The 13,496-nt window shown below is 38.4% G+C and carries 15 protein-coding genes and 1 riboswitch; of the genes, 8 read left to right on the plus strand and 7 right to left on the minus strand.

Annotated elements, in window-relative coordinates:
* The first annotated feature begins 312 nt into the window (after positions 1 to 312).
* The gene (locus AC27JP_RS13540; RefSeq protein ID WP_487115938.1) at positions 313 to 546 is read left to right on the plus strand and encodes a Rieske 2Fe-2S domain-containing protein; all 234 of its coding nucleotides are present in this window, start codon (positions 313 to 315) and stop codon (positions 544 to 546) included.
* A 46-nt stretch (positions 547 to 592) separates the two neighbouring features.
* On the opposite strand, the gene AC27JP_RS13545 is transcribed toward AC27JP_RS13540, so the two are convergent.
* Positions 593 to 823, minus strand: a complete 231-nt coding sequence (locus tag AC27JP_RS13545) for a DUF2789 family protein (RefSeq protein WP_487115940.1) — start codon at positions 821 to 823, stop codon at positions 593 to 595.
* Between the two features lie 70 nt (positions 824 to 893).
* Complete coding sequence (locus tag AC27JP_RS13550) at positions 894 to 1,487, minus strand: paraquat-inducible protein A (protein ID WP_487115942.1); 594 nt, start codon at positions 1,485 to 1,487, stop codon at positions 894 to 896.
* A 745-nt stretch (positions 1,488 to 2,232) separates the two neighbouring features.
* Between AC27JP_RS13550 and AC27JP_RS13555 the strand changes: the two genes are divergently transcribed.
* Both AC27JP_RS13555 and AC27JP_RS13560 read left to right on the plus strand, forming a co-directional pair.
* On the plus strand, positions 2,233 to 2,415 hold the full coding sequence (locus AC27JP_RS13555) for a hypothetical protein (protein WP_487115944.1): 183 nt from the start codon (positions 2,233 to 2,235) through the stop codon (positions 2,413 to 2,415).
* 125 nt (positions 2,416 to 2,540) lie between these two features.
* Positions 2,541 to 3,290 carry a hypothetical protein gene (locus AC27JP_RS13560; protein WP_487115946.1) on the plus strand — a complete coding sequence of 250 codons (750 nt, stop codon included), beginning with the start codon at positions 2,541 to 2,543 and terminating at the stop codon, positions 3,288 to 3,290.
* Between the two features lie 73 nt (positions 3,291 to 3,363).
* Here the strand turns inward: AC27JP_RS13560 and yfbR are convergent, their stop codons facing one another.
* Both yfbR and AC27JP_RS13570 read right to left on the minus strand, forming a co-directional pair.
* The gene (gene yfbR / locus AC27JP_RS13565; protein WP_487115948.1) at positions 3,364 to 3,969 is read right to left on the minus strand and encodes a 5'-deoxynucleotidase; all 606 of its coding nucleotides are present in this window, start codon (positions 3,967 to 3,969) and stop codon (positions 3,364 to 3,366) included.
* A gap of 47 nt (positions 3,970 to 4,016) precedes the next feature.
* Entirely contained in the window at positions 4,017 to 5,231 is a 1,215-nt protein-coding gene (locus AC27JP_RS13570; protein ID WP_487115950.1) for a pyridoxal phosphate-dependent aminotransferase, read from the minus strand.
* Positions 5,232 to 5,607: 376 nt separating this feature from the next.
* On the opposite strand from AC27JP_RS13570, the gene AC27JP_RS13575 reads away from it, so the two are divergent.
* Both AC27JP_RS13575 and AC27JP_RS13580 read left to right on the plus strand, forming a co-directional pair.
* Positions 5,608 to 6,198, plus strand: coding sequence for a hypothetical protein (locus AC27JP_RS13575; protein ID WP_487115952.1), 591 nt, complete (start codon positions 5,608 to 5,610; stop codon positions 6,196 to 6,198).
* 142 nt (positions 6,199 to 6,340) lie between these two features.
* On the plus strand, positions 6,341 to 7,456 hold the full coding sequence (locus AC27JP_RS13580) for an ABC transporter substrate-binding protein (protein ID WP_487115954.1): 1,116 nt from the start codon (positions 6,341 to 6,343) through the stop codon (positions 7,454 to 7,456).
* A 53-nt stretch (positions 7,457 to 7,509) separates the two neighbouring features.
* On the opposite strand, the gene AC27JP_RS13585 is transcribed toward AC27JP_RS13580, so the two are convergent.
* Together AC27JP_RS13585 and AC27JP_RS13590 are read right to left on the minus strand one after the other, a co-directional pair.
* Positions 7,510 to 9,222 (minus strand): proline--tRNA ligase, encoded by a 1,713-nt coding sequence (locus tag AC27JP_RS13585; protein WP_487115956.1) that lies wholly within the window; start codon positions 9,220 to 9,222, stop codon positions 7,510 to 7,512.
* Between the two features lie 134 nt (positions 9,223 to 9,356).
* Positions 9,357 to 10,445, minus strand: a complete 1,089-nt coding sequence (locus tag AC27JP_RS13590) for a Kelch repeat-containing protein (protein WP_487115958.1) — start codon at positions 10,443 to 10,445, stop codon at positions 9,357 to 9,359.
* Between the two features lie 136 nt (positions 10,446 to 10,581).
* Here AC27JP_RS13590 and AC27JP_RS13595 point away from each other — a divergent pair, with 136 nt between their 5' ends.
* On the plus strand, positions 10,582 to 11,064 hold the full coding sequence (locus AC27JP_RS13595) for a GNAT family N-acetyltransferase (protein ID WP_487115960.1): 483 nt from the start codon (positions 10,582 to 10,584) through the stop codon (positions 11,062 to 11,064).
* 23 nt (positions 11,065 to 11,087) lie between these two features.
* Positions 11,088 to 11,966, plus strand: a complete 879-nt coding sequence (locus tag AC27JP_RS13600; protein ID WP_487115962.1) for a DMT family transporter — start codon at positions 11,088 to 11,090, stop codon at positions 11,964 to 11,966.
* A gap of 9 nt (positions 11,967 to 11,975) precedes the next feature.
* Here the strand turns inward: AC27JP_RS13600 and AC27JP_RS13605 are convergent, their stop codons facing one another.
* Positions 11,976 to 12,380, minus strand: a complete 405-nt coding sequence (locus tag AC27JP_RS13605; protein WP_487115964.1) for an RNA-binding S4 domain-containing protein — start codon at positions 12,378 to 12,380, stop codon at positions 11,976 to 11,978.
* Between the two features lie 177 nt (positions 12,381 to 12,557).
* Positions 12,558 to 12,641, plus strand: a riboswitch (cyclic di-GMP riboswitch).
* Between the two features lie 60 nt (positions 12,642 to 12,701).
* Here AC27JP_RS13605 and AC27JP_RS13610 point away from each other — a divergent pair.
* Entirely contained in the window at positions 12,702 to 13,046 is a 345-nt protein-coding gene (locus tag AC27JP_RS13610) for a DUF3718 domain-containing protein (RefSeq protein WP_487115966.1), read from the plus strand.
* The last annotated feature ends 450 nt before the right edge of the window (positions 13,047 to 13,496 follow it).

The following is a 13,496-nucleotide window of genomic DNA, read 5'->3' on the forward strand; positions in this document are numbered from 1 at the left end:
AATTAGTCTATTTCGAGTATAGCGGGTATTTTAAATATTGTGATAAATGTCACGTATTTTAGTGATTTAGATTATTTCTAATACGTAATTGTCTGAGGTTTTGCTATCGGTGCGTTTAGTTGTGCATATAGTCGTGGCATAATTAATGAATTTACTGGCTATTTAATGACTATGTTAACAATAAAAGAGTACTTTCCTGCTGGTGCTTAAACGACACAAGAGATAGAGATTTTCGATGTTGTTAAAACTGAAAGAGCTGATGTTTGGCTAGGTGAGGCCATTATTCCACCGGGGAAAATAACTAAAAAAATAGTGATTTATCGGCAAAAATTGGCAAATGGTAAATATGAATACCGCACCATATCAGCAAAGTGTCCGCACCAAGGTGCAGATATAAGTGCCGATGAATTAAGGCCAGATGGAAATGTTTATTGCTCCTTACATCGTCGCCCTATCTGTATTTTTAGTGAATATAACTATGCATACTTAGTTGAAAAAAGAGAGCACAAGTTTTTTATTGTCAAAAATAGTCATCAGACAGGGTAGAGTGAGGGAATCGATTCTAATCGCTATATTTTTCTCTTGAGCATTATTATCTCAGCATTGCATCTAAGGTGTCGACAATTTCGCACCAATCAGAGTCAAGTTGAATCGCTTCTCTAATAAACTCTGCTTGAGCATTGCTCCAAATATTGGCATCGGCAAGTCGCAAGTTTCTCGCAATACCTTTATTTGCCGTGATAAATATCTCAATGCTTTGTGGGCCATTATCTATGCCTAATTGAGAAAATAAACATTTCATGGTGTGCTCTGATCTATCCATAACGGCCTCAATGTTGTCCATAATATTAGTATAGAAGCAAATAGTTGCTTTGCCGCTCATTTTGGTAAAATTACGAAGGAATTACCGCGCTACTAGGCTTTGATTGTAAGGATAGACTACTTTGACTAATTGCCGTACCCAGTAAAGATAATAAGCAATAGCTAGTAAAGTAATAAAACCCGGGTCCTAATGCCGAAAGGGTTTCACTGCTAACAATTAAATCTAATTTAAAGCCAAATAATGTCAAGGGTTGCTGCGTTGAGGTTTCTGCGTGGTTGGTTGATAGTACGGCAAGAAATATCGCCACGACAAAAACGTCAGCCATTGACCATTTGCCAATTTGACTGATAAAACGATAAATGTAAGCTTCTAATTTTGAATGTTTTTTGGCATAGGCAAAACTCACCAGCATAAACTTTATTACGGGTATACAAATTGAAAATGCAAAAATTAAACTCGCCACTAAAAGTCGGTCATCGTGCCAAAGTTCCTGAATGGTTTGTAATAATGAAAGGTTTTTATCAATTAGTGTATTCGTTAATTTTGCGCCACTAAGTTTTGCCGTCATCGCCATATTGAGTGAAAACATCGGTAATAGGATGCCCGGAATAAATAATGCGATTGCGATAAGGTTGGTAAGAAAGCCTAAATGTTTTTTAATCATAAGTTGTTAAATTTCCCTGATCAGATTATTGCTATTGTTAACGATTTTGCTCTGCTAACCAAGTGCCATGTTATTCGACTCGTAATACCGGCTAAATATTCTCTGTTTTTAGCGCACTTTCGCTGGCTTGAAGTGAGCAAACAATAGGCGCACTTTGCGTAATCTGCAGTATTTTTATTACTGTTGCATAATTAGAACTATGACTTTTAAATTGCGTTGCAAAATGCAGTTTTAGTTTTGATTTATTGTTATCTGCTAAGGTAATAAATATTTTAATACTTTTAAATCAATTAATTATCATATTTTTATGTATTGGCGTTAGATATGCTTTATTAACTTGCGAGCATTAAGGACTGTTGAACTTTCGAGATTGTATTTGCAGCATTTTGTTGGCTATTTATACAAGGCAGAGGCTTTGTCATGTGGTTATTCCACATAAAAAGGTGATAACGCTGTAAAAATGGCCAACAAACGTTGTCCGAAGGATTCGGCCAAAAGCGCTTTACTCTTTGTTGCCTGCACGATGTTGGTACTTAGCGTGAGCAGGACGCGAAAGCTGTGAGTCGTATTTGCTTACGGTTGCATGGACTCAGAAGGTAGGGCGGCTTAGGAGATAAAGCCGAGAATGACTAGGCTACACACAACTCGCCGCGATTAAAACGCTTTTATCTCGAACAAAATTTAACCGCGAAAGCTCAATAGCCCCTAATATATGCAGACAGTAACAATTATTGAGGAATAAATTATGGCCGCTATTAACAATGATAAAAGTAAACACACCTTAGCAGACAATAATGAAAATCATCATTCAAGCTACCGAGGCAACAATGAAGATTTGAGTAATACACTTGATTGTGCATTAAAGGAACTCTCTACTGCCGAATGCGGTAAAGATGCGTCATTTGGTTTTGTGCTAGGGTATAACTAAAACGAGACTTTGGCTCTTAAAAATTATGACGGCATTTAAGCCTATTTAGCCAATATTGCTATTGCATGTATTGGCTAAATTATTTCTAATGGTTGATGTTTTGGTTAGTTTAAAGGTAATTATTTGTGAGCAGAGTCCATATCCTTAATGGTGATTCATTAAAATATCAATTGCAAAACGTGTTAACAGAAGATTATATCGTTGCTCGAGAGTGCTTGATTGATGGCAATGTGCAGGGAGAGTCATTAAGTGAACTCTATCAAAATAGAGCGGCTTCTATCGCACAATATGACGGCTTTGAAGCGAAAGATTATTATCTAAAAACGGTGCCTGAAATAGAGAGAATAGTGGCTATAGCCTCTACTTGTGACGTTATATGCTGGTTTGAAGATGATTTGTTTTGTCAGACTAACTTTTGGTTTGTTATCTATCTGCTAGCGCGGTACGCCAAGGTAACTAATGTTTACCTAGTACGGCCAAATAAAGGTAATGAATATAGCTTTGCTAATATGAGTGAGCAAGCGCTGAGCACCGCATTGGATAATCGCCAGCAACTTACCTCAGAGCAGGTCAATGGCTTAGCAAAGCTTTGGCCGCTATATCAGCAAAATAACTGTAATGAGATGGTGGTGGTAGCAGCAAAGTTATCAATGCAATTACCATTTTTACTTCCTGCAATTGAAGCTCAGCGACAAAGAGCACCTGATGAGTCGGGTTTAGGTTATCCGGAGCGGCGGTTAGTAGCGATTATGAATGAATTAAATAGCACTGAGTTTTCTACAGTATTTCGAGCCTTTTCCCAGCAAGAGCAACTATATAGTTTTGGAGACTTGCAGGTGAAGCGGATGTTTGAGCAACTTATAAGTTCGAATTAAATTTGAGTTCAGTTTTAGCTTACGAGCGAAGCCAGATTTTAAGGTTTTTTACTAACTTTTTATCCTAACATTATTATTTTTGTGCCTGCTCTTCGGTGAGTTTGTCGACAGTTGCCGAGCACGCTTGCAAAAATATCTGCATAAAATACTCAACTTCAGGCATTTCTTGTTTGAACTGTTCGAGTTTTAGTTCTAAACGTTCTTTAACGTGATCAAATTCATGATTTTGATGATTCAACTCATCCAGAGCTTTAATATAGGCAACGAGAATATCAGCCGCCTTGACGATTTTTTTGTATTCTTCTTCAACATGATCTTGCACGATAATATCGGCAAAGATTTCCTGAAACTCCTCAGGTAGTGAAGCTAAGCACTGTTTTTCTGCTAAATATTCAATTTTTTTGAATTCTCTGGCAATTTCGGCATTAGCGTATTTTGTTGGGCTAACAATATCGCCAAATCGTGTTTCACTTGCCTCATGATAAAGCGCAACGGTCGCCACTTTATCGGCGTTGATGTTGCCGTTGAATTTTTTGTTTTTAATAACAGCTAATAAATGGGCCACAATAGCAACTTGATGTGAATGCTCGGCAACATTTTCAGGTTTGACGCAAAACATCAATGCCCAGCGTTTTATTAGCGGCATTCTAAACATCCAAGCTAAAAATGTACTTTGCATATTATGACTCACTTCTCTTTTGGTACGCTGAAATATTGCTGCAACGACTATTGACTATAACTATCAAAGAAACCGGCTAGTCTTTCTAATGCCGGCTTTAATTCATCAACATGAGGCAAAAAGACTAAGCGAAAATAATTTTTTTGTTTAATATTGAATGCTCTGCCATGCACTAAAAGAATTTTTTCTTGTTTTAGTAAATCTAAAACCATTTTTTCATCATCTTTAATATTAAACTTTTTCTGATCAACTTTTACAAATAAGTATAGTGCCCCCATCGCTGGATGACAGGAAAGACCGTCGATTGCATTGATCATTTCATAAGCCATGTTGCGCTGTTTTAATAACCGCCCATCGTCTTTAATTAACTCATTAATACTTTGATAACCGCCTAGGGCGGTTTGAATGGCGTGTTGGCAAGGGACATTGGCGCATAAGCGCATTGAAGATAGAATGTTTAGGCCTTCTAAATAATCTTCAGCATGAAGTTTTGGACCGGTAATAACCATCCAGCCGGCCCGAAATCCTGCGATACGATAATTTTTGGACAGGCCACCCATGGTAATAATAAGCACATCATTTGCTAATTTTGCCGTTGGCAGATGCTTGGCTTGATCATAAAGAATTTTATCATAAATCTCATCGCTAAAAATAATCAGATTATGCTGACGAGCCAAGTCAATAATGCCTAATAGAATTTCTTCACTGTAAACTGCACCTGTGGGGTTGTTTGGGTTGATAAGTACAATAGCTTTAGTTTTATCGGTAATTTTGCTTGCCATATCATTTAGGTCTGGAAACCAAAAGTTTTCATCGTCACAGACGTAATGTACTGGCTTACCGCCAGAAAGCGCGACAGCTGCGGTCCACAGAGGATAGTCTGGGGCAGGTATCAACACTTCATCTTCATTATTTAACAAACCCTGCATGGCCATAACAATAAGTTCGCTTACGCCATTGCCAATAAAAATATCATCGACACTAACGTCCAAAATACCTTGTTGCTGAAAATATTGCATAACGGCTACACGAGCTGGGTAAATGCCCTTAGACTCACAGTAACCTTGTGCCGTTGGTAAGTTATGGATAACGTCTTTTAAAATATCATCGGGGGCATCAAAGCCAAATGGTGCTGGGTTGCCAATATTTAATTTTAAAATTTTGTGGCCTTCATCTTCTAATCGTTTTGCCTCTGCTGCAACTTGGCCTCGAATTTCATAACAAACATTTTTTAATTTGGCAGATTTATTAATATTTTTCATAGCAGCAGTCTTTTAGTGGTAATAGTTAAATAACGCGGTCGTTAAACTGAAAATTAAGAGGGCGTTCTGATAAATTCAAGCATGTTAGGCTTGAAAAAGCGTTATACCATTGTTGCTAATATTTCTTAACTTTGAAACAGTTACTTGCAAATTTTTTATAGTAAATTCGACATTTTTGCACCATCTTGTTATTAGCAGGCTGTTTAACTTTCAGTTTATCGCTGTACTGCATTTGAAAAAGATGGCAATTAGGGCTTTATGTAATATTTGTTTGTGTTAAATGTAGCTTAAGCAATGAAGCGCTAGTACTAGCGAACGACTATTCGCTTGTTCGCGTTGTTGGTCATGTTTTAATTCGTATTTGGGAGTGTTTCTTATGCCTTTACCTTTATTGTGGATTGGTGCTGCGGCCGTCTCAGCGTTAGCTGTTAAAGGTTTAGCAGATGACAGAAAAGCGCAACAACAAAGGCGGACGCGTAGCTTTCGGGTGCAAACTTTGTCAGATCTGGATAGCCATGAAAGCCCAATAGCGACTTACCCAACCGATGTCTTTGAAACTGAGCAAAAAGTAGCACCTGAAGTTGGCGCGATTGTTTGTTGTGGTATTGGCGGCGTGTTAGATCATACCGGCATTTGGATTGGCGAAAATACGATTATCGAGCTTGACGGTAATGGTTTAGTTAAACCTGTATCACCACGTCGTTTTACTGATGACCGTTCAGGAAAAGGCATATTTATCGCCTGTGACTCTTTAGGGCAGCCGTTAGTTTCTGCACAAGCTGCAGAACTTGCTATTGAGCAAATATATCAACAGCGTGACTATCATTTATTAGACAATAATTGTCATCAATTTATTTGGCAGTGCTTTCAACCTAATGCCAAGGAAATCACCACTTTTAAATCTTTGTCGGTGAATGTTGCGCAATTATTTGATCGGGTTATTTATTGGGATTTATGTGATTGTTAATATCGCGAGTGAAATTTATATTTAACTTTTACACTCTAATATTAACCTAGTAATATAATTTCCTTTATGTACAACAGTAATATTAGTTTAGAAGGATTTAACTATACTGAAATAATTGCTTTAAGTGGGCATTCGTTGTTTTATGTGTAAAAAATACCTCTTTATTTTATTTTTCTATTTGTTTTCGCATTGTTCTGCTTCTGCTGCTTCTGTCGAGAGTTTGAAGGTTATTTTCGTCAACCCTGGACATTCTGATAAAAATACCACAGGGAGCTTTTGGGCGAATGTGAGTTTGTTTATGCAATCAGCTGCAGATGATCTCAATATTGAACTAATAACTATTTATGGTGAGCGAAACCATGTGCTAACTAAATCGCTTGCAGATGAAGTTGTGACTCATTCCCCAGACTACGTTATTTTGGTTAATGAGAAAGGTACAGGGCTGAATTTAGTAAAAGCCTTAGCACCCTATCATATTCCCATTTTTATGTTGTTAAATACGTTTAACACGCAAGAGATGGCAACGTTATCAAGCGTTGAGAAAGCAACGTTAATCGGTAGCCTTATACCTAACAATAAGGCGGCAGGTGAAAATTTAGCGAATGATCTATTTAACTTATATCTTAAGAACGATCCGATACGAAATATCAAAAAACAGATCAACTTATTAGCACTACAGGGAGATTATAAAACACCGGCGGCCATGCACAGAGCAGCCGGCCTTGAGAGTTTTTTGCGAAAAAATGCTATTGTGACAACAGTTGATAGCACAGTCGCTAACTGGTCTAAACAACAAGCCTACCGGAAAGTGAGAGGTATTTTACAGCGAAAGCATATTGATATAATTTGGGCGGCAAATGATGCCATGGCTTATGGTGCGAAACAAGCAGTTAAAGAAGCCGATTTGAATTATCGAGTCGTTATTGGTGGTGTTAATTGGGATATTGATGAGCCGTTAACAACTATAGATGTTTCTTATGGCGGACATGTCACACTTGGCGCATTCGCGTTGGTTATGCTACATGACATTGAACGTAAATTAATAATACCTAGAAAAAAACATCGTGTAGTTGATATTTTTGAGTCTAGCCAGGGGGCATATTATTTGCCGTTTAAGCGGAATTTGATTAAGCAGACATTGGCAGACTACGAATTTTTTGATTTTAGCGAAGAGCATGAAACTAGCTATCTATTCTCTCTAAAAAACTTACTTAACACGCGTTCTCAAGCGAACCCGCAAATAAAAACGGTTAAGTAATCTCTTACCTAACCGTTTAAAGCATAATGAGTTAATATTTCTATTTACGAGCGTTAGTCAGTAAAAAGTGACATAACTTCGTTAATAGCAAGTAATGATTTCTCACCGGTAATACGGTTTTTCACTTCAATTTCTTGGTTGTCTAAATTTCTCTCACCAATAATTAGTAATAGTGGCGTACCAATTAGCTCGTGATCTGCAAACATTACACCCGGGCGTTCTTTACGGTCGTCAAAAATCACTTCGATACCAGCTGATTGTAACTGCTCATATAACGCTTCAGCGGTTTCTTTAACACGTGCTGATTTTGCCATGTTCATCGGTACGACAGCGACTTGATATGGTGCGATAGCAGCTGGCCACTTGATACCATATTTATCATGATTTTGCTCAATAGCGGCAGCAACAATACGAGATACGCCGATACCATAACAACCCATAGTTAAAATTTGGTTTTTACCGGCTTCGGTTAATACTCCACAATTCATTGCTTGTGCGTACTTTTCACCTAACTGGAAAATATGGCCGACTTCAATACCACGTTTAATGACAATGTTACCTTCGCCGCATGGGCTAGGGTCGCCTTCAACCACGTTACGGATATCTTCAACGCTATAGTTTGTAGCGTCACGATCCCAGTTTACGCCGCTAAAGTGCACATCGTTTTTGTTTGCACCACAAATAAAGTCTGCTAAGTGTGCTGCACTACGATCAACTATCACTTCAATGTTTAAGCCGACAGGGCCGATAGAACCAGCATTACAATTAACCGTTGCTAATATTTGTTCATCAGTAGCAAAAGTTAACGGCGTAGCAACTTGGACTAAGTTTTCAGCTTTAATTTCGTTTAATTGATGGTCACCACGTACAACCAGTGCGACAACTGGTGCTTCATTATCTGCGCTTGCAACACCCATAACCAATAACGTTTTAACAGTATTTGCCGCATCAACTTTAAAGAATGCAGCAACGTCTTCAATGTTGCGAACATTCGGCGTTGATACTTCAGTCAAAGCTTTAGTTGCTTCAGGGCGTGTTCCTGTTGGTGCTAGTGCTTCTGCTTTTTCAACGTTAGCTGCAAAGTCACTAACGTCACTAAAAGCGATATCATCTTCGCCTGATTCCGCTAAAACATGAAACTCATGCGAGGCATCACCGCCAATAGAGCCGGTATCAGCAATTACTGGTCGGTAATCTAATCCTAAACGATCGAAGATGCGACAATAAGCATCAAACATGACTTGATAGGTTTTCGCTAAACATTCTTGTCCTAAATGGAACGAGTATGCGTCTTTCATTAAGAATTCACGACCGCGCATTACGCCAAAACGTGGACGAATTTCATCACGGAATTTTGTTTGAACTTGGAACATATTCAGTGGTAATTGCTTATAACTACTAATTTCGTTGGCAACTAGCTTTGTAATGACTTCTTCGTGAGTTGGGCCTAAAACAAATGAGCGCTTGTGACGGTCATTTAAACGTAACAGTTCAGGGCCGTAATCTTCCCAACGACCAGACTCTTCCCATAGGTCGGCAGGTTGCACCATCGGCATTAATACTTCTAAAGAGCCTGCGCGCTCCATTTCTTCACGAACAATGTTTTCAACTTTACGAAGTACTTTTAAGCCAGTGGGTAACCATGTATACAAGCCTGATGCGACATTACGCACTAAACCTGCGCGTAACATTAATTGATGGCTGATAACTTCAGCACTAGCAGGGGTTTCTTTCAATGTTGAAAGTAAGTATTGGCTGGTACGCATTGAGAATAAATTCCATTAGTAAGCGAGTAATAAATATGAACGCTATTCTAGCAGGGCAATATCACGCAAAAAAGGTTTAAATTGCCCATTTGTGAAAAACTTGTTTAATTTGCTGGTGATTAGCCAGTGAGTGGCTAATAGTAATTTATACTGTTGAGCACTTGTTGATTTTCTGCCATACCGCCAATGGTTAATAACCTGCCATCTAGCTCTAACAAACCTCGGTGATCCATGGTGGCAATGTTACTGTTTGATATTCGCCATTGCCGAGTAACAATATTATATCGCCAAATTTCATTGCTAGGGGCTGAGGGCTTGCCATTGTAACCTATACCAGTGTAGTTATAGGGATTATGACTGCCACCAATAAAAATGATTTCTTTTTCTCCTGAACGACTATCTACTACACCTTTTGCTGCCATGCGATAGCGCGATTTCCCCGTTGGATGCTCAACTTTAAACCAAGATATTTTACTGGGTGTTTTTTCATTTATTTCACCGCGATAGCAAGCTTGCTCTGCGCTATAACTGCGACGCTTAGTTTTGTGGACATCAATTCGCACGCCATCGCAAACTAAAAACATGTTATCAACAATGCCACCGGCATGACCAAAAACCGCTTTGCCTGGAAAGGGAGAGGCTTGCTGCCAAGTATCTGTTTTTGTGTCGTACAATTGAACCAAATTTACGTTACCGTCGTTATGCCAGCCACTAATCAAGTAAATAAAGCGATTTTTATAGGGTAACGCGATGCTGTCATCAACCGGTACGGGCATTGCTGTTAACGATTTAAAGTTATCGGTTAGTACCTGATAAGCATATACATCGGGTATTGAAACTTCGCTGTGATCTTGCGCGACAGTATAACCGCCAAAAACATAGGCAATATCATTAATCGCCGTTGCAACGCTGGCTAAGCGGCCAGTTAAACCATTAATAGCTTTGCTAATTGGTACGGCAGATTTTTGCTGCCAACGTTGGGCATTAACGTCGTAAACATAGGTGTAATTATGAACATCTTGATAGTTTTTTTTATTTGCTAGGCCGGAGAACGAGAGTAAATAATTATTGTTGTTAACATTGACTTGTGCGACGGCATTATTAGTTACGCCATTAGGTAAAAGCCTTTGCACTGGCCCAGTTGCGATAGCGATTTGGCTGAGCAAAGTGCAACAGCTTGCTATGACGATGTTAGATAATTGTTTTGTGTAGAACTTCGCCATAATTAGCCTCAATATTCAAATCTAAAATAATGTTATTGTTTTAATTTTCAATGGTATCATGGGCGAAACAGCATACGATAAGCAAGATTGAAATATTTTAATCTTGCAGCGTTAACCTCAAGGAGAACAAACTACAATGGCGATATCTGTAATTACCGCTGATTATCATAATAAGCAGCACGCAGAAGATGTTATGCAATGTTTATCTGCCTACGCACTTGACCCCATGGGTGGCGGAGAGCCGCTGACCGAGTTCGTGAAGGAAAATTTAATCGCGCGATTGCAACAACAAAGCAACGTTTTTAGTGTGCTTTGTTACGTTGATGGTAATATTGCGGCACTAGCTAATTGTGTTGAAGGTTTTTCAACTTTTAGTGCCAAACCGTTAATTAATTTTCATGACATTGTTGTTCTTAAGGCTTATAGAGGGCAAGGGCTAACGTGGCATCTATTTGATTATGTTGAAAGCATTGCTACTGAAAGAGGCTGCTGCAAATTGACATTAGAAGTACTTGAAGGAAATGCCATTGCTAAAAATGCTTATAAAAAAGTAGGTTTTGGCAGTTATGAACTTGATCCCGAAATGGGCCAAGCGGTATTTTGGCAGAAAAAATTATGAAAAATTCTTACCGTTTAATATAAATGCATTATTTAACACTAACCACAATTGCGGTTATATTTTGGAGCAGCTTAGCGGTATTGGTTGCCGAACTTGCTCACATTCCGCCGTTCTTATTATTGGCCTGTTGTTTGATTGTTGGTGGTAGTTTATCGCTGCCGCAATATAAAAAATGGCAACTGAGCCCTTTATTGTTGCTCGTTGGCGTTGCTGGCATTTTTGGCTATCACTTTCTTTTATTTATGGCTTTACGGCTTGCACCACCTGTGGCAGCAAACTTACTCAATTATCTCTGGCCGTTATTTATTTTGTTATTTACTCCGTTATTTTTTAAAGGCGTGAATTTAACGAAACGACAAATTATCGGGACGTTTATTTCTTTGGCTGGCGCGGCACTTATTGTTGCAGCAAATGGTTTAGTATTTTCTTTTGAAGATAGTCTTGGTTACGTTTTGGCCTTGATGGCCGCAATAACATGGGCCTGTTATTCACTGTTATCAAAAAAATTGATACAGAAATATGCTCAGTTTGGCTCAGCAACAGTTGGATTGTTTTGCTTACTTTCAGGTTTTTTAGCGGGCATTTCTCATTTATTGCTAGAAACGACACCGATAATGACAGCTCGTGACTTTAGTTTAATGCTGTTACTGGGAATAGGGCCAATGGGCTTGTCATTCTACTGTTGGGATGCGGCGGTCAAAAAAGGTGACCCAAGAGTTATTGCGACAATCTCTTATCTTACGCCACTATTATCGACCTTGCTGTTAATTGTTTTTAGCGACAGTCAATTTAATCAGCGAGTGTTAATTGCCATGCTGTTGATTGTTTTTGGAGCACTTGTCGCGAATTTTAAAACTCGTCGAGAGCGAAGCACTGTTATCAACAAGTTATCGAGTAAATAAGTGTGGTAGTTAAAATGATATTGGCCTGCGTTTTGTTTTTGCTGGCTCAATCTGAACAGCAATATCATTTTTTTGTTTTGACGCCGTTTTCGATTTTGTTTTAGTCTTAGCTTTTGACGTTTTTTTTATTTTATCGTTAGTATCCGTAGGCGGCTTGTTATAATTAATTGCTACGGCTTGCTCGAGTTCTTCAACCACATTAGCCCTTATACATTCACCGTTAAACTCAATAATGTCGTTGTGATAGATCTTTTTGCGCTTTTGATATTCGACTTCACCGTTAACCAATACATAACCTTCGCTAATGATGATTTTAGCTTCACCACCACCACCAACCATATTGGCAATTTTTAATAGCTTACATAATTCTATGGGTTGTACGGAGATATCTATTGTTAATGTGTCGGTGGTCATGGCAGATCTTTAGATACGAAAAGTGAAAATATTATAACTGAGTTGGTTATTAATGTCCTGTGCTACGCCAGATATAGAATGAACAAATTTATTTAACCTGGCGGTTAAACCAGACAATTTGAACCCATTACAAAATTTAACCTTGTGTAACAGAAGTGTTTCTGTATAATGCGCGCTCAGCAGAAACGGCAAGATACTTGAAAGAGTATTACGCAAAACTACCGGTCTAAGGGACATACCTATGACAGCGGGGTTTCCAACGCGATTTAGTATCGATAGTTCGTTTCAATTAATTTATTTCTACCGATATTAGGGCACACCATGAAAAACATCTTATTAGCTATTTCATTTGCATTACTTGCGACAACTTATTCTGCAAATGTTCAAGCACAAAACGTAGCTAAAAGCTTATGTGAATACGTTTCTGTTGACGATAAATCTCGTTTACGCTCTTTCTTAAAGTCGAACAAATTGAAAATCCGTAATATTTTTGATGGTGTGCAATGTAACGGTCAAAACCTAGTTGCGTTTGCAAGTCAGAACAATGCAATAAAAACAGGCACGTTAATGTTAGGTAAGTTACCTAAAGCAAAAGTTGCTGGCATCCTTACCACTATCACTTCTCCTGAGTTAACGGCAGCGGCTCAAAAGCGCATCAACGGTTAGTCACTAAACTAACAGTTTTAATTCTAAAAAGCGGGCATTGCCCGCTTTTTTTGTTTCTAAATTTACTCAATGCCAGGCAAAAATTTTTCACTTGTTTTACCGTTAGTGTAAGCCATAAATATTCCTTAGTTATTTATGAGAACGATAGATTGATTAGATAAAACGACGGCAAATAGATAATAGTAACGTCGCATTTTGGTCAATAGCTTCTGATCAGCGTTAAACGCTTTGCTATTTGCTTGATTGAGTGAAATCAATAAGTGTTGGACGATACTGAACTTGAACCCGTGATTGGTGCGGGTTGTAAAGAGTAGCAGGTGCTCTCTCAACTGAGCTAATCGTCCGAATTCGTTAATACTGTATTATTTATTTTGCTTTGACGGTGGAGATATTGAACTTGAATTAGTGATTGGTGCGGGTTGTAAAGAGTTGCAGGTGCTTTTAAATTTT

The organism is Colwellia sp. SU-HH01172 (genome assembly GCF_057553355.1).

Bases quoted from the DNA above. Each gene is read 5' to 3' on its own strand.
- AC27JP_RS13610 (WP_487115966.1), top strand. From the start codon at position 12,702: ATGAAAAACATCTTATTAGCTATTTCATTTGCATTACTTGCGACAACT.
- AC27JP_RS13590 (WP_487115958.1), bottom strand. From the start codon at position 10,445: ATGGCGAAGTTCTACACAAAACAATTATCTAACATCGTCATAGCAAGC.
- AC27JP_RS13545 (WP_487115940.1), bottom strand. From the start codon at position 823: ATGGATAGATCAGAGCACACCATGAAATGTTTATTTTCTCAATTAGGC.
- AC27JP_RS13570 (WP_487115950.1), bottom strand. From the start codon at position 5,231: ATGAAAAATATTAATAAATCTGCCAAATTAAAAAATGTTTGTTATGAA.
- AC27JP_RS13555 (WP_487115944.1), top strand. From the start codon at position 2,233: ATGGCCGCTATTAACAATGATAAAAGTAAACACACCTTAGCAGACAAT.
- AC27JP_RS13575 (WP_487115952.1), top strand. From the start codon at position 5,608: ATGCCTTTACCTTTATTGTGGATTGGTGCTGCGGCCGTCTCAGCGTTA.
- AC27JP_RS13595 (WP_487115960.1), top strand. From the start codon at position 10,582: ATGGCGATATCTGTAATTACCGCTGATTATCATAATAAGCAGCACGCA.
- AC27JP_RS13580 (WP_487115954.1), top strand. From the start codon at position 6,341: ATGTGTAAAAAATACCTCTTTATTTTATTTTTCTATTTGTTTTCGCAT.
- AC27JP_RS13585 (WP_487115956.1), bottom strand. From the start codon at position 9,222: ATGCGTACCAGCCAATACTTACTTTCAACATTGAAAGAAACCCCTGCT.
- yfbR (WP_487115948.1), bottom strand. From the start codon at position 3,969: ATGCAAAGTACATTTTTAGCTTGGATGTTTAGAATGCCGCTAATAAAA.
- AC27JP_RS13550 (WP_487115942.1), bottom strand. From the start codon at position 1,487: ATGATTAAAAAACATTTAGGCTTTCTTACCAACCTTATCGCAATCGCA.
- AC27JP_RS13600 (WP_487115962.1), top strand. From the start codon at position 11,088: ATGCATTATTTAACACTAACCACAATTGCGGTTATATTTTGGAGCAGC.
- AC27JP_RS13605 (WP_487115964.1), bottom strand. From the start codon at position 12,380: ATGACCACCGACACATTAACAATAGATATCTCCGTACAACCCATAGAA.